Source organism: Tenggerimyces flavus, assembly GCF_016907715.1.
Taxonomy (GTDB): Bacteria; Actinomycetota; Actinomycetes; order Propionibacteriales; family Actinopolymorphaceae; genus Tenggerimyces; species Tenggerimyces flavus.
On record NZ_JAFBCM010000001.1, the window covers coordinates 2225757 to 2245447 of the forward strand.

The 19691-nt window shown below is 69.9% G+C and carries 20 protein-coding genes and 1 pseudogene; 8 read left to right on the forward strand and 13 right to left on the reverse strand.

Translation table 11 applies throughout. The annotated features are described in order from the left end of the window. Positions 1–2 precede the first annotated feature (2 nt). The 3 genes from JOD67_RS10235 to JOD67_RS10245 form a co-directional block, all read right to left on the reverse strand. Positions 3–881 (reverse strand): carbohydrate kinase family protein, encoded by an 879-nt coding sequence (locus JOD67_RS10235; RefSeq protein WP_205117196.1) that lies wholly within the window; start codon positions 879–881, stop codon positions 3–5. Between the two features lie 7 nt (positions 882–888). Then, positions 889–1074, reverse strand: a complete 186-nt coding sequence (locus JOD67_RS10240; protein WP_205117197.1) for a hypothetical protein — start codon at positions 1072–1074, stop codon at positions 889–891. A gap of 209 nt (positions 1075–1283) precedes the next feature. Beyond that, positions 1284–4118, reverse strand: a complete 2835-nt coding sequence (locus JOD67_RS10245) for an AfsR/SARP family transcriptional regulator (protein WP_205117198.1) — start codon at positions 4116–4118, stop codon at positions 1284–1286. Between the two features lie 56 nt (positions 4119–4174). Between JOD67_RS10245 and JOD67_RS10250 the strand changes: the two genes are divergently transcribed. Further along, on the forward strand, positions 4175–5572 hold the full coding sequence (locus JOD67_RS10250) for an MFS transporter (protein WP_205117199.1): 1398 nt from the start codon (positions 4175–4177) through the stop codon (positions 5570–5572). A gap of 151 nt (positions 5573–5723) precedes the next feature. On the opposite strand, the gene JOD67_RS10255 is transcribed toward JOD67_RS10250, so the two are convergent. From JOD67_RS10255 to JOD67_RS10265, 3 genes are read right to left on the reverse strand one after another with little or no spacing between them, the layout of a single operon-like run. After that, positions 5724–6515, reverse strand: a complete 792-nt coding sequence (locus JOD67_RS10255; RefSeq protein ID WP_205117200.1) for an aldo/keto reductase — start codon at positions 6513–6515, stop codon at positions 5724–5726. A 10-nt stretch (positions 6516–6525) separates the two neighbouring features. Then, a complete protein-coding gene (locus JOD67_RS10260) occupies positions 6526–7146 on the reverse strand; it encodes a tyrosine-protein phosphatase (RefSeq protein WP_205117201.1) in 621 nt (206 codons plus the stop codon). Then, positions 7143–7769 carry a tyrosine-protein phosphatase gene (locus JOD67_RS10265; RefSeq protein ID WP_205117202.1) on the reverse strand — a complete coding sequence of 209 codons (627 nt, stop codon included), beginning with the start codon at positions 7767–7769 and terminating at the stop codon, positions 7143–7145. The genes JOD67_RS10260 and JOD67_RS10265 overlap by 4 nt, the downstream gene beginning before the upstream one ends. Before the next feature lie 392 nt (positions 7770–8161). On the opposite strand from JOD67_RS10265, the gene JOD67_RS10270 reads away from it, so the two are divergent. Together JOD67_RS10270 and JOD67_RS10275 are read left to right on the forward strand one after the other, a co-directional pair. Continuing rightward, a complete protein-coding gene (locus tag JOD67_RS10270) occupies positions 8162–9079 on the forward strand; it encodes an SMP-30/gluconolactonase/LRE family protein (RefSeq protein WP_205117203.1) in 918 nt (305 codons plus the stop codon). Next, entirely contained in the window at positions 9076–9477 is a 402-nt protein-coding gene (locus JOD67_RS10275) for a VOC family protein (RefSeq protein ID WP_205117204.1), read from the forward strand. Before JOD67_RS10270 ends, JOD67_RS10275 begins: the two co-directional genes overlap by 4 nt. Positions 9478–9553: 76 nt before the next feature. On the opposite strand, the gene JOD67_RS10280 is transcribed toward JOD67_RS10275, so the two are convergent. Further along, positions 9554–11041 carry a TIGR03560 family F420-dependent LLM class oxidoreductase gene (locus JOD67_RS10280; protein WP_205117205.1) on the reverse strand — a complete coding sequence of 496 codons (1488 nt, stop codon included), beginning with the start codon at positions 11039–11041 and terminating at the stop codon, positions 9554–9556. Between the two features lie 39 nt (positions 11042–11080). After that, positions 11081–12628 carry a lysyl oxidase family protein gene (locus JOD67_RS10285; RefSeq protein WP_239553797.1) on the reverse strand — a complete coding sequence of 516 codons (1548 nt, stop codon included), beginning with the start codon at positions 12626–12628 and terminating at the stop codon, positions 11081–11083. Between the two features lie 216 nt (positions 12629–12844). Here JOD67_RS10285 and JOD67_RS10290 point away from each other — a divergent pair, with 216 nt between their 5' ends. Further along, positions 12845–13345 carry a barstar family protein gene (locus JOD67_RS10290; protein WP_205117206.1) on the forward strand — a complete coding sequence of 167 codons (501 nt, stop codon included), beginning with the start codon at positions 12845–12847 and terminating at the stop codon, positions 13343–13345. On the opposite strand, the gene JOD67_RS10295 is transcribed toward JOD67_RS10290, so the two are convergent. Then, positions 13342–13905 carry a nucleotidyltransferase family protein gene (locus JOD67_RS10295; protein ID WP_307782343.1) on the reverse strand — a complete coding sequence of 188 codons (564 nt, stop codon included), beginning with the start codon at positions 13903–13905 and terminating at the stop codon, positions 13342–13344. The two genes, JOD67_RS10290 and JOD67_RS10295, sit on opposite strands and share 4 nt — an antisense overlap. Continuing rightward, positions 13902–15020, reverse strand: coding sequence for an XdhC family protein (locus tag JOD67_RS10300; protein WP_205117207.1), 1119 nt, complete (start codon positions 15018–15020; stop codon positions 13902–13904). Before JOD67_RS10300 ends, JOD67_RS10295 begins: the two co-directional genes overlap by 4 nt. 63 nt (positions 15021–15083) lie before the next feature. Between JOD67_RS10300 and JOD67_RS10305 the strand changes: the two genes are divergently transcribed. Then, on the forward strand, positions 15084–15722 hold the full coding sequence (locus JOD67_RS10305) for a LysE family translocator (RefSeq protein ID WP_205117208.1): 639 nt from the start codon (positions 15084–15086) through the stop codon (positions 15720–15722). Here the strand turns inward: JOD67_RS10305 and JOD67_RS10310 are convergent. Next, the gene (locus JOD67_RS10310) at positions 15703–16551 is read right to left on the reverse strand and encodes a LysR family transcriptional regulator (protein ID WP_205117209.1); all 849 of its coding nucleotides are present in this window, start codon (positions 16549–16551) and stop codon (positions 15703–15705) included. The genes JOD67_RS10305 and JOD67_RS10310 overlap by 20 nt on opposite strands. 71 nt (positions 16552–16622) lie before the next feature. Here JOD67_RS10310 and JOD67_RS10315 point away from each other — a divergent pair, with 71 nt between their 5' ends. Beyond that, the gene (locus tag JOD67_RS10315) at positions 16623–17315 is read left to right on the forward strand and encodes an SDR family NAD(P)-dependent oxidoreductase (RefSeq protein WP_205117210.1); all 693 of its coding nucleotides are present in this window, start codon (positions 16623–16625) and stop codon (positions 17313–17315) included. A 249-nt stretch (positions 17316–17564) separates the two neighbouring features. Here the strand turns inward: JOD67_RS10315 and JOD67_RS42350 are convergent. Then, a pseudogene (locus JOD67_RS42350) lies at positions 17565–18131 on the reverse strand (phosphotransferase enzyme family protein); the annotation flags it as partial. Continuing rightward, positions 18128–18286, reverse strand: a complete 159-nt coding sequence (locus tag JOD67_RS10325) for a hypothetical protein (RefSeq protein ID WP_205117211.1) — start codon at positions 18284–18286, stop codon at positions 18128–18130. The gene JOD67_RS10325 and the pseudogene JOD67_RS42350, both read right to left, overlap by 4 nt. A 17-nt stretch (positions 18287–18303) precedes the next feature. On the opposite strand from JOD67_RS10325, the gene JOD67_RS10330 reads away from it, so the two are divergent. Beyond that, entirely contained in the window at positions 18304–18948 is a 645-nt protein-coding gene (locus JOD67_RS10330; protein ID WP_205117212.1) for a hypothetical protein, read from the forward strand. 25 nt (positions 18949–18973) lie between these two features. Continuing rightward, positions 18974–19612, forward strand: coding sequence for a LysE family translocator (locus JOD67_RS10335; RefSeq protein WP_205117213.1), 639 nt, complete (start codon positions 18974–18976; stop codon positions 19610–19612). Positions 19613–19691: the final 79 nt, after the last annotated feature.

Consider the following 19691-nt stretch of genomic DNA (forward strand, 5'->3'; position numbering starts at 1 on the left):
CATTAGGACATTGAGACAAACAGGGTCTCGCGGTCGAGCATGAGGTTGGGGCTGAGCGGGCCGGTGCAGGCCTGGGCGCCGGTGAGGGCGCCGGCGAGCAGGCAGCGTTCGGGTGGGTCGCCTGTCAGCCAGCGGGACAGGAAGCCGCCCGCGAACGCGTCGCCCGCGCCGTTCGTGTCGACGACCGGACTCTGCGGCGGGATCGCCGGCTGGTGCAGGAAGGTACCGGCACGGGTGAGCAGGTACGCGCCGTCCGCTCCCGCGGTCGCGACCACCACCGTCACGACGCCGTCGGCGAGGATCGCGCGCATCGTCGACTCGAAGCGGTCGCCGAGCGCCGACGTACTCAGGAACACCACGTCCGCCGCCCGCGCGAAGTCGCGGTGATACTCCGCAACTCCGTCCCAGTCGTGCAGGTCCGTCGACAGCGTGACGCCGGCCGCACGGATCGGCGCCAGCGCGTGCCGGGCGAAGTCCATGATCGACACGTGCACATGCCGCGCCTCGCGAACGAGCGGCAGGTACGCCGACTCCGGCACGACAGGCGGCGGCGAGGGGCGACCGTCGTAGAACGACAACCGCCGCCCACCCGGCTCGACGAGGTTCACCGCACGACGCGTTCCACCTGGCGCGACGACGGTGTGCAACGGAACGCCCAACGACGCGAAGAACGAAGTGACCAACGCGCCTTCAGGATCCGCCCCGACGGCGTCGAAAACGACGACCGGCACCGAGAGAGCGCGGAACGCCAATGCGAGTCCCGTCGCGGGATGCGCCACGCGTGTCTCGATCGGCGGCACGACGGCCGAGTCGACGGAAGGCAGGGGGAGCGAGGGGACGCGAACGACGAGGTCGACACCGAGCCCGCCGAGAACGAGCACAGGAGCGTCAGCGATCGTCGTCCTCCCAGGGCAAGAACTCCTTGTCCTTGGTGTGGCTCCAGTTCTCCTTGCGTCCAGGCTTCGCGTTCCGGCGCGTGCTGCGAATCGTTCCGATGAGCATCGCGATGATCATGACAAGAACGAAGGCGACGGCGACAACCGCCACCACGGTCAGGACCACTCCCCAGTCCATGGAACCTGCGATTCCCGAGCGATTCTCAGAAGGGTTTGCTTCCGCTGAACCACTCGTGGTCGGTCTCGTGCATCACCCACGACGACCCTCGCTGATATCGCTGTCGCCGGGGATACTTCGACAATGCCAGTCAGTCAGGAGAATGTGCAGCCAGGTGCCCGGAATCGGCTGTCTGCACATTTGTGCACGTACTCGTTGGATTATGCGCATCACATCGACGTTCGTTGAGGCGACTCGCCGACGAGCGCGAAAGCCTCACCTGCGTGGAGATTGCGCCCACGGTCGTACGCGGAAGCAAATCGATGTGCACCGAGGATCGACTTCGTCGCGGCCATCGCACGTTCGACGTCGACCCGTTCGCCGGCCGCCAGCAGTGCGCCGACGGACTCGCGGGTCGCCGCCGCGCAGCCGTGCAGAGTGGCAGCGCGTTCGTACGCTTCGCGTTGTACGGCGACGATGCCGAGCTCGTCGTAGATCGTCGCCAACGGCGTCGGATGCAGTTGCCCGTCCGCCAACATCGAACCCAGCAAGCGTTCCGCCTCGTCCAGATCGCCGACCCGACGCGCGAGCAGTCCCTGCTCCAGAACGACGAAGTTGAGGCCCGGCCCATAGCTCTGCTCGGTCGCCAGCCGGTGCGCACGGTCCAGCAACGAACGGGCAGCGCCGAAATCGCCCTGCAGCATGGCGATCCGGCCGCGCCAGGTGAGATGGTCGGCGACCTGCGGCCAGGATCCGAGCTGTTCGGCCATCCGTACGCCGTTCTCGTGCAGCCGCGTCGCCTCCGCGTAGTCGCCCGCGAGGTCGGCGAGCGCGCCGAGCCACTCGATCGCCTGCAGCTGGCCCCAGCGGTCGCCGAGCTCGACGAACAGCCGGTGGCTCTCCTGCGCGCTGCTTGCGAGCAGGTCGAGATCGCCGCGTGCGTACGCCTGTTTCGCCCGCGTGCCCAGCCCGGCCGCGACGCCCCACTCGTCGCCGGAGGCCCGGAGGTCGGCGATCGCGTCGGTGACGATCTGCTCGCCGGTCGCGAGATCGAGAACGTCCGAGCAGGCGAAGCCGAGGAACAGCCGCGCGCGGGCCGGTGCCCCCGGCTCGAGCGTCGCGAGGTCGACCGGTGCGCCCATCAGCAGCAGGATGCCCGCGCGCCAGGTCAGCGCCTCGGGATCCGGAGCGCTGGTGAGCGCCAGGTCGAACGCGCGGACCGCCTCGCGCAGCCGCCCGCGCAGGATCCAGTACCAGGCGAGTGCGTTCACCAGCCGTGGCGCCGGCCTGTGGTCGAGCGCTGAACGGAAGTTCGCCGCCTCGGCATCGAGCCGACCGAGCCAGTCCTGCTGGTCGGGGCCGCGCAGGTGTGACTCGGCGCGGACCGCGAGGTCGAGGTAGTACGCGTGCTGCCGCTCGCGGGTCGCGTCGACCTCGCCCGCCTCGGCCAGCCGCTCCTGCGCGTACGCCGCGATCGACTCGAGCAGCCGGTAGCGCCCGCCGGACGCGACGACCAGCGAACGGTCCACCAGCCTGGTCAGCGCATCGAAGTCACCGCAGATCGCCTCCGCTGCCTCCAGTGTGCAGCCGTCGGCGGGAACGGCGAGCCTGCGCAACACCGTGCGCTCCGGCTCGGAGAGCAGCTGCCAGCTCCAGTCGATGGTCGCGCGGAGCGTCTGGTGTCGCTCCGGCGCGCCGCGGCGACCGGTCGCGAGCACGCGGAACCGGTCGTCGAGACGGCGGGCCAGCTCGTTCGTCCCCAGCGCCCGAACCCGAGTCGCGGCGAGCTCCAACGCGAGCGGGATGCCGTCGAGGCGCTGGCAGATCGCCGCGATCTCCGCTGGGTCGAGCGGTGCGTCGTGCCCGGCGGCCCGCGCGCGGGCGGCGAACAGCTCGGCCGCGCTGTCGTCCGCGAGCGGCGGAACGGTCCACACGTACTCGCCGGCGACGCCGAGCGGTTCCTGGCTGGTCGCGAGCAGCCGGACGTCTTGCGCGGCCGCCAACAGAGCGTCGACCACCTCGGCGACGGCGTCGACGATGTGCTCGCAGTTGTCGAGGACGAGCAGGGTCTGCCTCGTCCGTACGGCGGCGACCAGAGCCCGCACGGGTTCGTCCGACTCGTCCCGGATGTCCAGCGCGGTGAGGACCAGCGCGGCGACCTCGGCAGGAGTCGCGTCGCGGTCGAGCGTGGTGAGCGCGACCAGCCAGGCGTTGTCGACGCCGCGCGCGACCTCCAGCGCGAGCCGGGTCTTGCCGACGCCGCCCGTGCCGGTGAGCGTGACGAGGCGGGACGTGTCGAGCAGGTGCCGCACCTCGGTCACGGCCTCGGCGCGACCGATCAGGTCGGTCGCGGGGACGGGCAGATTGGTCCGCTGCGGCGCGAGCTCGTGCCGGAGGATCGCCTGCTGCAGCTCGACCAGCTCCGGGCCGGGGTCGATGCCGAGCTCGTCGGCCAGCCGTTCGCGCAGGTCCCGCAGGCTGTCGAGCGCCTCGGTCTGGCGGCCGGCGGTGTAGAGCGCGCGGACGTACGCGGCACGCAGCCGTTCGCGCAACGGATGCTTGGCGACGAGCTCGCCAAGCTCCGCGGCCGTGAGCGTGCCCGCGAGCGCTTCGTACGCCAGCAGCCGCTCCTCGTTCAGCCGCGCGACGAACAGCTGCGCCCACGGCTCGTCGCGGAAGTCCTCCAGCGCGTTGCCGCGCCACAACGCCAACGCCTCGTCGAGCTGGCCCGCCTTCACCAGCGCGCGGAACCGGAACGCGTCCACGGCGTCCGGCTCGACCAGCAGCCGGTAGCCGGGGGACTCGTACGCGACCAGCTTCCTACCACCGGGCTCGGCGTCCTCGAGCGCGCGCCGCAGCTGAGACACCTTGGTCTGCAGGGTGTTCGTCGGGTTGCCCGGCGGCTCGTCGCCCCACAGGTCGAACGCGAGCCGGTCCGCGGGCGCCGGTCGCCCTTCGTGCGCGAGCAGGTCGCCCAACAGCGCCCGTACCTTCAGCTCGGGGACACGCACTGGCGTGCCGTCCGCCGTCCAGGCGGCCAGCGGGCCGAGCACGCCGAAACGCATGGTCCTGAGCGTATGACCCCCAGCGAATCGTGCGTGGCGCCGCGCACGCTCAACCCATGACAGACACCGCGACAACGGCGGGCCGCCGCGAGTGGCTCGGGCTCGTCGTTCTCTCCCTGCCGGCGATGCTCATCACGCTCGACTTCAGCGTGCTGAACCTCGCCGTGCCCGCGCTCAGCGCCGCCCTCGAGCCGAGCAGCACGCAGCTGCTGTGGATCGTCGACAGCTACGGGTTCATGCTCGCGGGCTTCCTCATCACGATGGGCACGCTCGGCGACCGCATCGGCCGGCGCAAGCTGCTGCTGTTCGGCGCCGGCGCGTTCGGTATCGCCTCGATCGTCGCGGCGTACGCACCGACCGCCGAGCTGCTGATCGTCGCGCGGGTGCTGCTCGGCGTCGCGGGCGCGACGCTGGCACCGTCGACGCTGTCGCTGATCCGCACGATGTTCGCCGACGCGCGGCAACGTACGGTCGCGATCTCCGCCTGGGCGGTCAGCCTCTCGGTCGGCGGCGCGCTCGGGCCGGTGGTCGGCGGCGTGCTGCTGGAGCACTTCTGGTGGGGTTCGGTGTTTCTGGTCGCGGTGCCGGTGATGGTGCTGCTGCTCGTGGTCGGACCCGTGCTGCTGCCGGAGTACCGCAGCCCGTCCGCCGGGCGAATCGACCTGGTGAGCGTCGGGCTGTCGCTCGCGACGATCCTGCCGGTGATCTACGGCCTGAAGGAGCTCGCGAAGGACGGCTTCGGAGTCGTGTCGGTGCTCGCGATCGTGCTCGGGCTGGCGCTGGGGTACGCGTTCGTTCGGCGTCAAGGCCGGCTTGCGGATCCGTTGATCGACCTGCGGCTGTTCCGTTCGCGGGTCTTCTCGGCGGCGCTGGTGACCAACACGTTCGGGTACTTCGCGATCCTCGGCGCGTTCTTCCTGTACGCGCAGTACCTCCAGCTCGTCGTCGGACTCTCGCCGTTGCAGGCCGGGATCTGGTCGGTGCCGGCGATGGTGGGGCTCACCGCGACCTCGGTGGTGGCGCCGGTGCTGCTGCGGAAGCTGCCGGTCGTGGCGGTGCTGGTCGGCGGGCTGCTGGTCGCGTCGGTCGGGTTCTGGCTGTTCACGTTGTCGTCGGGTGCACTCGCTGTGGTCGTCGCGGCGTCGGTCGTGTACTCGGCCGGGTTGGCGCCGGTGTTCATCGCCGTGACGGACCTGATGGTCACGGCCGCGCCGGAGTCGAAGGCGGGTGCGGTGGCGTCGATCTCCGAGACCAGCAACGAGTTCGGCGGCGCTTTGGGGATCGCGGTGCTCGGCAGCCTGACGACGTTGGTCTACCGGCAGCAGGGCGGCTCGGGGGACGCGCTCGGCGGCGAGGCGTTCAGTGCCGGCATGCACGTGGTGGGCTGGGTGGCCGCGGGGATCACGGTGGCGTTGGCCGTTCTCGCGCTCGTGGTGTTCCGGAAGGAGTCCTGATGGGGAGGCGTCGTGGTCGCCTTACGCGGCCAGTGGCCACTCTACCTGGCGTCCACCCCACGTAAAGGGGCCAATGATCATGTAAACATGATCATTGGCCCCAGGGGCGGGGCCGGACCGGTCGAACCCACCGCCGGACGAAAGATCGAGGCTAGGCGGTGAGGCCGTTGATCGACTCGAGCTCGTCCTGGGTGAGCTCGAAGTCGAACACCTCGAAGTTGGCCCGAATCCGGTCCTGGTGGGCGGACTTCGGGATCGCGATGAAGCCGTGCTGGAGGTGCCAGCGCAGGATCACCTGGGCGGTGTTCTTGCCGTACTTCTCCGCGATCGCGTTCAGCGTGGGGTGGTCGAGCGGGCCGACGCGGAACGGGCTGTAGCCCTCCAGCGCGACGCCTCGCTCGAGGTGGCCGTCGACGGTCTTGGCGTCGAACAGGGCCGGTCCCCACTTGATCTGGTTGACGGCCGGCGCGACGCCGGTGGCGTCGATCAGCTCGTCCAGCTGGGAGAGGGAGTAGTTGCTGACGCCGATCGAGCGCGTCTTGCCGTCTTCCTTCGCCTGGATGAACGCCTCCCAGGTGGGGATGCCGGCGGTCTTGTTCGGCGGCCAGTGGATCAGCCAGAGGTCGAGGTGGTCGACGCCGAGGCCGTCGAGGCTCGCCTTGAGCGTCGACTCCTCCTGCCCCGCGTGGTCGGGCGGGAGCTTGGTCGTGATGAAGATGTCGTCGCGGTCGAGGCCACTCTCACGAACGGCGGCGCCCACCTGGGTCTCGTTGCCGTACGCCGTCGCCGTGTCGAGGTGCCGGTAACCGGTCTCCAGCGCCCAGCCGACCGCGTCCCGCGCCGAGTCGCCCCGAAGCTGCCACGTTCCGAAGCCGAGGAGAGGGATGCTGACGTCGCCCGGGAGCTGAGCGACGAAGTTCTGTGCCGGATCGGTGTTGGTCATGGACAACTTCCTACCCTGCCGGCGGGCCGAGTACCAGCCGTTCCCGCAGCTTGGCTGCCTGTCCTGACGACATTCCGCCGTGTGCGAGGTACTTCTGGACGTCGCCATAACGCGCATCGACGTGCTCGAGCGCGCCGGTCAGCGTGCTCGCCTCGACGTCGTCGCTGCGGAGGTAGTCGGCAACCACTTCGTCCCGGTTGATGCCGATGCTGCTGAGCGTGACGGCGATGACCAGGCCGGTACGGTCCACGCCACCGGCGCAGTGCACGACCACCAGTCCGCCTGCGGGCGCGTCGGCGATCGCGGCGACGGCCTGCGCGAACCGTTCGATGCTGTAGTCGAGCAGCCAGCTGTACTGCTGCACCGGCGTCAGGTCCTCCCTGGGCGGAGGCGGGTCGGGGTACAGCGAGCGATGCACGTAGGCGGCGTCGTCGGCGAACGGGTTGGGCAGCGCGCGCAGCTCCCGGTGCGTACGCAGGTCGACGATGCGGCTGGGTTTGGCCGCGCGGACGGCTTCGACTCCAGCGGCGGTGAGCTCGGTGAGGGAGTCGGAGCGGATCAGCGCGCCGCTGTGGACGCCGGGGATGGTGCCGAGGTCGCGGACGTTCCGGCAGCCGGGCCAGTCGATCACGTGAGCCGGTCCTTCAGTGCTTCGAGCTGACCGGCGGTCATGCCGCCGGCGGTGAGGTACGCCTCGACCTGGCCGAGGTCGGCGAGCGCGGCAGCGATGACCTCCGGCGCGGAGTGCTCCGGGGTCAGGTCCAGCCGTTCGGCGGTGAGCGCGTAGTCGGCGGCGATCGCCTCGCCGTCGATGCCGGCGACGGCGAGCGCGAGCCCAACGATCAGGCCGGTGCGGTCCTTGCCGGCGTGGCAGTGCACGAGGACCGCGCCGGGCGGAGCGTCGACGATCGCCTGCAGCGCGGCGACGACGAACCGGCCGTTCTCCAGGCGCAGCAGGTCGATGTAGTCGCGCAGCAGCGGGACGGGCGGGTCGTCGTTGGGCCGCAGCGCGGGAATCAGCGTGCGGTGGAGGTACGACGGATGGTCGGCGAACGGGTTGGGGTAGTTCTCCAGCTCGCCGATCGTGCGGAGGTCGATGATGCGGCTGACGTTCGCGGCGTGCACGGCGGCGATGCCGACATCGGTCAGCTTGTCGAGGTTGTCGGAGCGGATGAGTGCACCCGGGCGAATGCCCTTGATGGTGCCGAGGTCGCGGACGTTCCGGCAGTCTGGCCAATCCAGGAAAGCGCGCATTGGAATCAGAGTACGGGGCTCACGGAACCGTAGGTGCTCATGCTGGTGTCGACCGCCGCGACCACGTGGGGTCGGTGACGAGCAAGCACCGTGGGGGGTCCGGGGGGGTCGCCCCCCGGGTGTGACGCCGACCGACGAGGTCCGCGCTTTCCGCGGACACACCGAGCCTGAGGTCGGCCCAGGTAGCGCCCAGGTGGCCTTCCGACGTCCCGCCCCACCTCCCCGCGGGTGTGGCCGGCGGTCGGCGAGGGTGACCTCGCCTGGGCGCTACCAAGGAATGCCCAAAGTTACACCCCACTGACGGGGTGTGGTCGCCGAGGTCTGGTCCGTGCTTTACGACCGCGCGAACTCCAGTAGCGTCAAGCCAGAACCCCTACGAGCAAGGAGAGTTCGTGGCGAAGGACGACGTGTACGAAACCCTCGAGGACGACTTCGGCCCCTGCACGTGGGGTGATCTGACGCTCGAAAAGGTGTACGAGGGCTGCCGCTGGGCGGAGGGCGGCGTGTACGTCCCGAGCGGCAAGTACCTGCTCTGGAGCGACATCCCCAACGACCGCATCCTGCGCTACGACGAGGCCTCCGGAGCCGTCGGCGTGTGGCGCCATCCCGCCGGCTACACGAACGGTCACACGCTCGACCGCGAGGGCCGGCTGATCAGCTGCGAGCACGGCAACCGCCGCGTGACGAGGACCGAGCACGACGGCAGCATCACCGTTCTCGCCGACGCCTACGACGGCATGCGGCTGAACAGCCCGAACGACGTCGTGGTGAAGTCCGACGACTCGATCTGGTTCACCGACCCGTCGTACGGCATCCAGAGCGACTACGAGGGCTTCTACGCCGAGAGTGAGATCGGCGCCTGCCACGTCTACCGCATCGACGCCGACAGCGGTGACCTCACGATCGTCGGAGACGACTTCGACCGGCCGAACGGGATCGCGTTCACGCCCGACGAGTCGAAGCTGTTCGTCTCCGACACCGGCAAGCCGAAGAACATGCGCGTCTTCGACGTCACGAGCGAGGGCAAGCTCGAGGGCGGTGAGGTGTTCGCCGTCTGCACGAACGGCGCGTTCGACGGCTTCCGCTTCGACTCCACCGGGCGCCTGTGGACGAGCGCCGGCGACGGCGTCCACTGCTACAGCCCGGACGGCAGGCTGATCGGCAAGATCAAGGTGCCCGAGGCCGTCGCGAACGTCGTCTTCGGCGGCCCGAAGCGCAACCGCATGTTCATCTGCGGCTCCACCAGTCTGTACTCCGTCGTCCTGTCCGTCCGCGGCGCGCCGCTTCCGTTCGACCCGAGGGAATCATGAGCAAAGGCGTACGCGAGCTTCGCCTCGCCGTCACCGTCGACGACTGGGAGGCCGCGGTCGCGTTCTACCGCGACGTGCTTGGGATGCCGCAGCTCGCCGACTTCTCCAGCGACGACGGTCGGGTCGTTCTCCTGGAGGCGGGGCGGGCGACGCTGGAGCTGATCGACCCGCGGCAGGCCGACTTCATCGACCGCGTCGAGGTGGGGCAGCGCGTCGCCGGGCCGATCCGCGTCGCGCTGGAGGTGGACGACTCGGCGGCCACGACGCAAGCGCTGGTTGACGGCGGAGCCCGCCTGGTCAAGGAGCCGACAGAGACGCCGTGGCGCTCCTTGAACGCGCGCCTCGAGGCCCCGGGCGACCTCCAGCTCACCCTCTTCCAGGAGCTCGACTCGCCGTGATCATGTACGTGATCATGAAGGCGGAGTGGTCGTATACGCCAGTTTCCCTTCATGATCACGTACATGATCACCGGCTCTAGCGGAAGGCCCGGATCACGTTGGCTATCGGCTCCAGGGACGAGGCGTCGACCAGGTGGGGCAGGCGCACCATCACCTCGCTCGCTCCCGCTTCGGCGAGCTCGCGGAACCTGCCCACCTGGTCGGCGACCGTTCCCGCGTTGACCGATGCGGCATAACGCGCGGGGTCTTGGCGGCGCGGGCGGTGCTGTTCGACGAGCTCCCGCACCTGCTGGTCGTCGGTCCCGATCAACACCGTGGACAGCTGGGTGACCTCGACCTCGCTGGGGTCGCGGTCGACGTCGATGCAGTGGGCGCGGAGCACTTCGGTCTTGTGGCGTACGGTTTCCGCGTTCCCGAACACGTTGCACGCGTCGGCATATCGCGCCGCCAGCCTCAGAGTCCGTCGTTCCCCGCTCCCACCGAGGATGATCGGCACGCGGTCCTGCAGCGGCCGCGGGTACGACAAGGCCTCCTTGACGTGCAGCTGCTTGCCCTCGTACGCCGGCGCGCCCTTGCCCCACACGAGCGGCAGCACCCGCAGTGCGTCCTCGAGCAGCTCGTAGCGCTCGCGTACGGGCGGAAACTCCCAGCCGTACGCGCGATGCTCCGACTCGAACCACCCGAGGCCGAGACCGCACACCGCGCGGCCGCCGCTCAGCACGTCGAGGGTGGCGATGATCTTGCCGAGGTGCGCGACGTTGCGGTACGTCACGCCGGTGACGAGCGTGCCGAGCCGGACCCGCTCGGTCCGCCCGGCGAGGAACGCCAGCGTCGTGTAGCTCTCCAGCATGGCGTCCCACGCGCGCCCGATCTGCGGGATCTGCCGGAAGTGGTCCATGACGTAGAGCGCGTCGAAGCCGGCCTCCTCGGCGGCCTGCGCCAGCTCCGTCAACCGCTGCCTGACAGCGGGATTGCCACCCGGCCAGTCGAACGTCGCGAGCTGCAGCCCGAACCGCAGCCGGCTCGGATCGCGCTGCTGCCGTTCGACCGCGGCCTGGGCTTGGGTGAACGCCTCCGGCACGACGCGGACGTACGCCGGTCGCAGCACGCCGTCGAAGCCCTCGTCGTCGAGCCGATCGCGTACGGCCGCCCACGTCCGCAGTTGCGCGTTCAGGACGTCGACTGGAATCCGCTTGTCCCGTTGGCGATTCCGTTCGCGACACTCCTTCGCCGGAGTGTCGAACGCGACGGCATAGCAGGGCATCCCGTTCGCCCGCGCCAGCGCAAGCCAGCCTTGACGGCGCTCGGTGTCGAGGCCGAGCGTGTCGATCACCGTGGTGAGCTTGCGCGCGAGCCGCCGCGCCACGAGCTGGTCGAGCAGCGCGAACGCGTCCGTACTCGCCTCGATGTCGTCCTCGGCAACACCCACCAGCGCACGCAGCCGGTCGCTGCTCACCACCGTGCCCGGCGGGAAGTGTGCGTCGGCCCAGGACGTCTTTCCCGATGCGCCCGGGCCGACGAGCACGACCACGCACGGAGACGGCAAGGCCTGCACGTCGTTCATAGGGTGCAGTCTGCCGCCTCCACGGTTGTCGCGTGAGGCCTACCGTCGCGCGAGCGGTCCTTCGGAGTCGATGCCTTCGTACGGCGGCACCTGCACCGTGCGCGCACCAGGCTTGCCGCCGAGAATCACCTTGCGGAGCGAGACGTTGTTCTTCAGGTTGGACTCGTACAGGTTCTTCATCGGGTTGGCTTCGATCTTGATGAAGTACACGCCGTTCGGCAGGTCCTGGATGTCGAACGCCTGGCCGGCGCGCGCCTGCGTGTACGTGTCGCCGTGACCGACGTCGAGCACCTCGCGGATCGACAGCGCCGTCTTGCCACCGCACGCGGTGTGCAGGTCGCGGTCGCCCGGCTGCCAGTTGGCGCCCTTGACCAGCAGGTCGATCGCGTCGGTCGGAGCGAGGCAGAACGCTTCCTTGTGGCTGCGTACGGCCTCGGTCTTGTTCTCCTTCAGCAACGTGTACTGGGCGAAGTCCTTGAAGTGCCAGTGGTGGTGGCTCTCCCGCGGATCCCATTCCATCGTGCCGGTCTTCTTGTAGCCGGTGGGCTTGCCGTTCGCGTCGTAGAAGTACTGGTACGCGTCCATGATGTCCTCGCTCGGACGGCGGAACCCGTCCACGACGAGCGGCGACGGACCCGCGTTCCACACGTTGGCACCGAACCCGAGCGTGTCGCGCTCCTTCTCCGGCGTGTCCGGGTCGTCGCCCTCGGCGAAGATCCCGAACGAGGGCAGCGCGCGCAGGTCGGGCTTCGGTCCGGTCCGCGGCACTGCCCCCTGACCGGTCGGCTCCTTGGCCGCCGGCTTCGGAGCCACACCCTGCTTGCCCTTGGCGAGGTGGCCGCCGTGCGGGTCTTCCTTCGTGGTCTTGACGGTGACCTTGATCGTCGCGATGTCGTTGGAGATGCCCAGCGCGTCGCGGTACTTCTTCTCCACGCTGACCTTGACGGTGTAGACGCCGTCCGGGACCTTCTTGGTGTCGCTCAGCTCCTCGCCGAGCTGGCCGACCGCGGAGCCCCAGCCCTTCTGGACGCCGTACACCATGCCGAGCGTGAACGGGTTTCCGTAGCAGCCGAAGTTCGGGTACGGCGAGGTGTCCGGCGCACCGGGCAGGTAGCGGACCGAGCCGCCCTCGTAGGCGGAGCTGTTCGGGCAGTACGTCTGCGTCTGGTCGCTGATCTTCTTGCCCGCGGCGTTGGTCATCGTGACGCGGGCGAACGCGTCGAGACCGTTCCAGTTCTTGATCAGGCTGTTGGGGAGCGTCCGCCAGACGTTCTTGCCGTTCACGCGCACGAGTTGCTTGGTGACGATCGGGTCCTTGTAGGACTTGCGCGTCGTGCGGAGCTCGAACGGCACGTTGCGGTTGGCGATCAGGTAGCTGCCGATGGACGGATTGTCGAACCAGACGTTGCCGTCCTCGTCGGCGTAGCGCTCCATCGTGGTCGACGTCGCGGCCGCCACGAGGCGCCCCGACAGCTCCGGCTTTGCCGCGGCCTGCGCGAACGCGCCGGGCATGCTGGCAGCCACCGCGGAGGTAGCGACCGCGATGGCGACGATGGGTAGAGCGATCCTGCTTTTGGCACGAGACATGGAACCCCCATTGCGATGGCGAAATGCCGGCTCCCTACGTGGCGCCGACACGACGTGGCACCACGGCTCGAAGCCGGCATTCCCCCGATCGTCATCGCGAGTCGTGCATGGCCGACCGCGCCCCCACGTGCTTAGGAAGACGCCCGGGATGGGGGATTGGTTGTGAGTGCCAGCGAACTTTCTCGGTCGCGATCCGCTCCGGCAGAATCGGGTGTCATGATCGACGTCCGCACTCTGTTGAGGGTGGAGCAGGACTTCCGGCCGCTCCTCCTCGAAGGCGATCAGCAGACGATCGGCACCACCGTGCTCGGCTGGAGCTCGTCCGGTCTCACCGTCCGCATCGTGCGCGGCCGCAGGATGCGCACGGAGGCCGGCGTCTACGACGAATTCGCCGCGGCCTTGCAGTTTCCGCTGTACTTCGGCGAGAACCGCGACGCGTTCCACGACTGCATCACCGACCTGGAGGAGGGCCTGCCACCCGGTGAGGGGTATGTCGTGGTGGTCACCGAGCCCGACCAGGTCCTGGTCGACGAGCCGCCCGAGGCGATCAGCTGGCTGGTCCGAGCACTGAAGCACGCGGCCGAAGAGTGGGCCCGGCCCATCGCCCTCGGCGAGTGGTGGGACCGCCCACCGATCCCCTTCCACCTCGTCCTCGCCGGCAAGGGCATCGACCTCGCATCCCGGCGGTGGACGGTGGACCAGGGCGCGGGAGGTTAGGTGGCGCCTGGTCCGGCGAGGTCCTCGGGCTGGTCGACGTCGAAGGGGGAGCCGGTGTCGTCGCACGGTACTTCGACGACGAGGTCGGGGTGCGCGCTGAGGAACGGGCGGGCTCCTTGCTCGCCCTCGGCGAGGCTTGCCGCGGTGGCGAAATGGGGCCGGGTCAGCAGCACCGGGTGGCGGCGCTTGCCGCCGTACGTTCCCGTCGCCACCTCGGCGCCCGCCACCCATGCGGCGATCACGCGGCGCACCGAGTCCGCGCCGAGCCAGGGGGTGTCCACCGGGACGATGACCACGGCGTCCGTTGTCACCGCGGCGAGGCCGGCCCGGAACGTACTGGCCAGGCCCGACTCCCAGTCCGCGTTGTGCACCTCCGAAGCACCTGGCACCGACAAACGCAGCGCACCGGACACGATCACCACCGGGGAGCAGCCGCCCTCCCGCAGCACACGCACCGCGCGGTCGACGAAGCGCTCGCCGTCGATCTCCACCGCAGCCTTCGGCCGGCCGAAACGCCGCCCAGCCCCGGCCGCCAACACCAGGCCAGTCACGTCGGTCACTCCAACGGCTCCCCGTGGATCCGCCCCCGCGCGGACGACAACCGCGCACCGGATCCGCCCCACCGCAGGCCGATGATCTCCGCCGCGATCGACACCGCCGTCTCCTCCGGCGTCCGCGCCCCCAGGTCCAGCCCGATCGGCGAAGCCAGCCGCGACAGTTCGACATCGGTCAGCCCGCACTCGCGCAGGTGCGCCAGCCGCTTCTCGTGCGTACGCCGACTGCCCATCGCCCCCACGTAAGACCCAGGCGAACGCAGCGCCACCTCGAGCAGCGGCACGTCGAACTTCGGGTCGTGCGTCAGCACGCAGATCACCGTACGGTCGTCGATCCGCCCCGCCTCGACCTCACCCGTCAGGTACGTGTGCGGCCACTTCGTCACGACCTCGTCCGCATCCGGGAACCGCTTCGACGTCGCGAACACCGGCCGCGCATCGCACACCGTCACGCGGAACCCGAGGAACCGCCCGATCCGCGCCACCGCGGCGGCGAAGTCGATCGCCCCGAACACCAGCATCCGCGGCGGCGGTACGAACGACTGGACGAACACAGCGACCTCGTCCCGCCGCCGTTCGCCGGACGGCCCGTACCGGCGCGTCCCCGTCATCCCCTGCTCGAGCAGCCCCCGCGCGTCGTCGATCACCGCGACGTCCAGGCCCTCGGAGCCGAACGATCCCGCCACCGACGACGGCCGGACCACCACGTGACTCCCCGCCTCCCGAGGCCCGTCCACCACCGTCGCCAGCGCGACCGGACGCCCCGCCACGATGTCCGCCGCGACCTCAGCAAAGGAGGGATGAGTCGAGGGATCGACCGGCTGCACGAAGACGTCGATGATCCCGCCGCACGTCAGACCGACCGCGAACGCGTCCTCGTCGCTCACCCCGTACCGCTGCAGCACCGGCACACCAGACAGCAGCACCGCCTGGCCGAGCTCGTACACCGCCCCCTCGACACACCCGCCGGACACGCTGCCCACCGCCTCGCCGCCCGCGGACACGGCCATCGCGGCGCCGGGTGGGCGCGGGGCGCTGCGGAACGTGTCGACGACGGTGGCGAGCGCGAACCGCTCACCCGCCGCGAACCACGCCGCGAGCTCCGGCACCAGGTCATGCATGCAGCCGACGATAGCTCCGAAAGCACTACCCGACCGGTCCTGCCGCGTGGTTATGTACCAGCCATGCCGCCGACCGACCATCTCCTCGCCTTCGCCCTCGCGGCGTTCCTGATCATCCTGGCGCCCGGCCCGTCCGTCCTGTTCGTGATCAGCCGCGCGCTGGCGTACGGTCGCCGCGCCGCGCTGATCACCGTCGTCGGCGGGGCCGTCGGCAGCTTCGTGCTCGCCGCGGCCGTGGCCCTCGGGCTCGGCGCGATCGTGCAGACCTCGGCGATCGCGTACGCCGTGCTGAAGTACGCCGGCGCCGCGTACCTGATCTTCCTCGGCGTCCGCGCGTTCCGGCAGCGCAAGAAGCTGCGCGAGATCTGGGAGACCCAGCCCAGCGGCGGCACCAGCGGGCGGACCTGGTGGCAGGGGTTCGTGGTGGCGGTGACGAACCCCAAGACCGTGGTGTTCTTCGGTGCGATCCTGCCGCAGTTCGTCGATCCCAAGGTCGGGCATGCGAGCCTGCAGATGATCGTGTTCGGCGCGATCTTCGCGGTGATCGCGCTGCTCAGCGACAGCGTGTACGGGGTCACGGCAGGGGTGGCGCGCGCGTGGTTCACCCGTTCGGACCGCCGCCTGGAGCTCGTCGGCGGCGCCGCTGGCGTCACGATGATCGGCCTCGGCGTGGGCGTAGCTCTCAGCGGGCGAAAGGACTGACGGCCACGGCGGCGCGTACGAACGCCGCCACCGCACGCGATCGGCTGCGCTCCGGCCATGCCACCAGCAACGTCGACGGCGCCGCGTCCTCGACCGGCACACAGGCCAGGTCGCGGCGGAGCTGACCGGCGAGCGACGCGGGAACGACGGCGACCAGCCGCCCCAGCGCGATCAGCTGCATGAGCCGGCCGCCCGCGTGCGGGTCCGGGCCGAAGCCCTCGTCGACCGTTCCGCCTTGCCAGGAAGGAAGATTCTCGCCCTCCAGGTCCGCGAGCCGTACGTGCGAACGCCCGGCCAACCGGTGGCCCGCAGGCACCACGACGATCATCTTCTCGACCACCAGCTCCTCGGCGTCGAACCCACTCAGATCGTCGTGCGGCGCATGCAGAAACGCCACATCCGCCCGTCCATCTCGCAGCATCATGGCCTGCTCGCCGACACCGCAGAACAGCAGGTCGACCTCGATCGCGTCGGGGTCTTTCTCGTACCTGGCAAGGATGTCCGGCAGCAATCCGCCTTCACCGCCGGGCTTCAGCACCACCACCAGCCGGCTCGACACGGCACCGGCGCGTTGCGTACGAAGCATCGCCGCCGACACCGCGTCGAGAGCCTTGCGCGACTCGTGCAGCAGCACCTCTCCGGCCGGTGTCAAGGCGACCTTGCGGCTGGTCCGTTCGAGCAACGGCACGCCAACCCGGCGTTCCAGCTGCCGGATCGCCCGCGACAGTGGCGGTTGCGCGATCCCGAGCCGCTCGGCCGCGCGGCCGAAGTGCAGTTCCTCGGAGAGCGCGACGAAGTACTCCAACTCGCGCGTCGACAGCCGTTCCATACCCTCAGGGTATGGGTCCGCACCCAACCGGTGTTGGCCCGCCGAGGGGTCCGGCTGGTGAAGTCGACGGTATGACCAACGACAAGATCGCCCTCGTCACTGGGGCGAACAAGGGCATCGGGTACGAGATCGCGCGTCAGCTGACCGACCTGGGGTGGACGGTCGTCGCCGCGGCGCGGGACAAGAGCCGCGACGTCGCGCTCGACGTCACCGACCCGGCCAGCATCGCGGCGGCCGCCAACGAGGTGGGGGCGACGTACGGCCGGCTCGACGTCCTCGTCAACAACGCCGGCATCAGCGGCGGCATGCGGTCGCAGACGCCGGGCGCCGTGGAGCTGGACGCCATCCGCGAGGTGTTCGAGACGAACGTGTTCGGCGTCGTCGCCGTGACGGAGGCGTTCCTGCCGCTGCTGCGCAAGGCGAACGGCGGTGCCCGGATCGTCAACCTCACCAGCAGCGTCGGCTCGCTCACCCGCATGAGCGACCCGAGCTGGTACTTCACCCACATCCCGGGCTCGCTCGCGTACGCGCCGTCCAAGACCGCGTTGAACCAGGTCACTGTGCAGTACGCGAAGCAGTTGGCGCCGGAGGGCATCGGTGTGTACGCGGCGGACCCGGGACCGTGCGACACCGACTTCACGCGCGGCAAGTTCAAGGTCACCAGGACGGCGGCCGAGGGTGCCGAGATCGCCGTGCGGCTGGCCACCGGCGAGGACATGCCGAGCGGGAACTATGTCAACGCCGAGGGGCCCGTTCCCTGGTGAGAGCAGCCAGGTGGAGGGCGGCTTCGTGGCGGCGGGCCAACGAGTCGGGGTGCCGCCGGTGGTGAGGGTGGTGGCCAGACGGCGGAGGGCTTCGCGGCACAAGGAGGGCCAGGCGAGGTCTGGGTCGACGCCGTACGTGGCCCAGCTCGCCTCGATCGCTGCCCGGTCCGGCGTCTGGTCGAGCAGCTGGAAGAAGTAGACGGCCGACGCCAGGCCGAGCAGGACGGAGTCGTGGAACGGGGTGAAGTCGATGATCGCCACGACCTCGTCCCCCTCCACCAGCACGTTGTCCGGGCCGAGATCGCCGTGCACGAGCTGCTTCGGTTGCCCCTCGAGCGCACCGGCCGCGTTCTCGAGCACGGTGTACAGAGGGGCCAAGTCGAGGAGTGGCGGCAGCGTCCGGAGCAGGTAGTCGGTCCGCGTCACCCGCGTGAAGATCGTGTCCCGTTCAGTCAGCCAGGAAGGAACGGCCACAGCAGCCAGCGCCGCGTCGAACGTGCGGAGGTGGCGGAGAAGGTGATGCGTCTGAGCAGGCATGGCGATCCGCCCAGGCAACAGCTCCTGCACCGCATGCCCGGAAGAAGAGATATAGACGCCGTCAGGAGTCGCCAGCTGCCGGGCCTGGCGGATTCCCCGACCGTTCAGCGAACGTTCCACGACCGCGTAGAGCTCAACGTCAGTCACGTGCCAAGGCCGCTTCACCACGAACGCGCCACGCGTTGTCCGCAGCACAAAGACCGAAGCAAGAGGCGAGGCGTCAACCACCGTGCCGAGCGAGAACTCGCGGGCGACGGCGACCAACCAGCTGTCAATCACCCGTTGCGCGTCGCCTCGGCGTACCGCTCGTGCAGGCGGCTGCGAATCTCGTCGGGGGAGTACGCGCGGCGCTTGCGTTCCTCGCGCGCGATCAACACCCCGGTCGCCGCGACACCCACGAGACCGGCGAGGCCCACCCACTTCCACCAGCGCATGTCCCTAGGCTAGCGACATGTCGGCAGCGGAGATCAGCTTGGACGAGGCCGTCGAGCTGACGCGGACGGGTGACGTGTGGGTGTTCCGAGGCAGCTCGCGCGCGGATCGGATGATCCAGACCCTGACCAACGCCCCGGTCAACCACGTCGGCATGTCCCTCGTGATCGAGGACCTGCCGGCGCTGATGTGGCACGCCGAGCTCGGCCGGTCACTGCCCGACCTGTGGACCGGCAAGCACCAGCGCGGCGTCCAGCTGCACGACCTCCGCGACGCCGTGATGATCTGGGGCGCCAAGTACGGCCAACGCGCCTACCTCCGCCAGCTCAACCGCCCGGCGACGCGCGAGATGGAGGACGCGGTGCTCAAGACGATCGCGCTGCTGGACGGTACGGCGTTCCCCACCTCGATGCGCCTCGCCACCCGCTGGATCCGCGGCCGCTTCCCGGCGCTGCGGCAGCGGGAGCTGAAGCCCGCCGATCTGGAGACCGTGTACTGCGCCGAGGTGGTCGCGCTGACGTACGAGGCGATGGGCCTGCTGCCCTCTGGCAAGCGCCCGAACTCCTACGACGCAGGCAGCTTCTGGAGCGGCGACGACCTCAAGCTGCTGAACGGGGCCGCGCTCGGCGGCGAGATCACCGTCCGCCTGCCCGCCTCGCTATGACCGCGGACGTGCCATCATCGGGCGCGTGGACCTGCTCTCCTCGCTGCCCGCGTTCCTCCTCGCCGTCGTCCTGATCTCGGCGTCGCCCGGTCCGGCGATGGCGCTGATCGTGCGGCGTTCGGCGCTGCGTGGGTTCCGCGGCGCGGTGCCGACGGTGCTCGGGCTCGAGGCCGGCCTGTACGTGTGGGCGCTGGCCGCCGCGGCCGGGCTCGCCGCGCTGGTCGCGGCGTCGGAGGTGGCCTACGTCGTGCTCCGAATCGTGGGCGCCGCGTTCCTCGTCTACCTCGGCGTCAAGGCCTGGCGGTCGGCGCTCAAGAAGCAGCCCGCGGAAGCGGAGCACCTGGAAGAAGACGTACGCCCCGCGCGCTGGTGGGCGGCGTTCGGCGAGGGCGCGCTGGTCATGCTCGCCAACCCGAAGGCCGCGGCGTTCATGATCGCCTTCTACCCGCAGTTCATCCCGGCCGACCGGCCGATGTTCGCCACCACAGCAGTCCTCGCGCTCTGCCAGGTGGCGTTGGAGATCGCCCTCTACCTCACGCTCGCCGCCGCCGTCGGCCGCGCGGGCGCCTGGTTCCGCAAGACCAAGATCCGCCGCCGCCTCGACGCGGTCAGCGGCACCGTCCTCGTCGGCCTTGGCGTCCGCATGGCCGCCGAGAGCCGCTGATGTCGGGCACGGTCGTGGCCATCGTCATCGCGCTCTTCGCCCTGGGCGGCCTCGCCGTCGCCGGCATCGTCCTGCTCGC

Coding starts and splice junctions, on each gene's coding strand:
- JOD67_RS10325 (WP_205117211.1), bottom strand. CDS start 18,286: ATGCGCTGGTGGAAGTGGGTGGGCCTCGCCGGTCTCGTGGGTGTCGCG.
- JOD67_RS10330 (WP_205117212.1), top strand. CDS start 18,304: ATGTCGGCAGCGGAGATCAGCTTGGACGAGGCCGTCGAGCTGACGCGG.
- JOD67_RS10310 (WP_205117209.1), bottom strand. CDS start 16,551: ATGGAACGGCTGTCGACGCGCGAGTTGGAGTACTTCGTCGCGCTCTCC.
- JOD67_RS10290 (WP_205117206.1), top strand. CDS start 12,845: ATGATCGACGTCCGCACTCTGTTGAGGGTGGAGCAGGACTTCCGGCCG.
- JOD67_RS10245 (WP_205117198.1), bottom strand. CDS start 4,118: ATGCGTTTCGGCGTGCTCGGCCCGCTGGCCGCCTGGACGGCGGACGGC.
- JOD67_RS10250 (WP_205117199.1), top strand. CDS start 4,175: ATGACAGACACCGCGACAACGGCGGGCCGCCGCGAGTGGCTCGGGCTC.
- JOD67_RS10255 (WP_205117200.1), bottom strand. CDS start 6,515: ATGACCAACACCGATCCGGCACAGAACTTCGTCGCTCAGCTCCCGGGC.
- JOD67_RS10265 (WP_205117202.1), bottom strand. CDS start 7,769: ATGCGCGCTTTCCTGGATTGGCCAGACTGCCGGAACGTCCGCGACCTC.
- JOD67_RS10305 (WP_205117208.1), top strand. CDS start 15,084: ATGCCGCCGACCGACCATCTCCTCGCCTTCGCCCTCGCGGCGTTCCTG.
- JOD67_RS10240 (WP_205117197.1), bottom strand. CDS start 1,074: ATGGACTGGGGAGTGGTCCTGACCGTGGTGGCGGTTGTCGCCGTCGCC.
- JOD67_RS10285 (WP_239553797.1), bottom strand. CDS start 12,628: ATGTCTCGTGCCAAAAGCAGGATCGCTCTACCCATCGTCGCCATCGCG.
- JOD67_RS10315 (WP_205117210.1), top strand. CDS start 16,623: ATGACCAACGACAAGATCGCCCTCGTCACTGGGGCGAACAAGGGCATC.
- JOD67_RS10300 (WP_205117207.1), bottom strand. CDS start 15,020: ATGCATGACCTGGTGCCGGAGCTCGCGGCGTGGTTCGCGGCGGGTGAG.
- JOD67_RS10280 (WP_205117205.1), bottom strand. CDS start 11,041: ATGAACGACGTGCAGGCCTTGCCGTCTCCGTGCGTGGTCGTGCTCGTC.
- JOD67_RS10275 (WP_205117204.1), top strand. CDS start 9,076: ATGAGCAAAGGCGTACGCGAGCTTCGCCTCGCCGTCACCGTCGACGAC.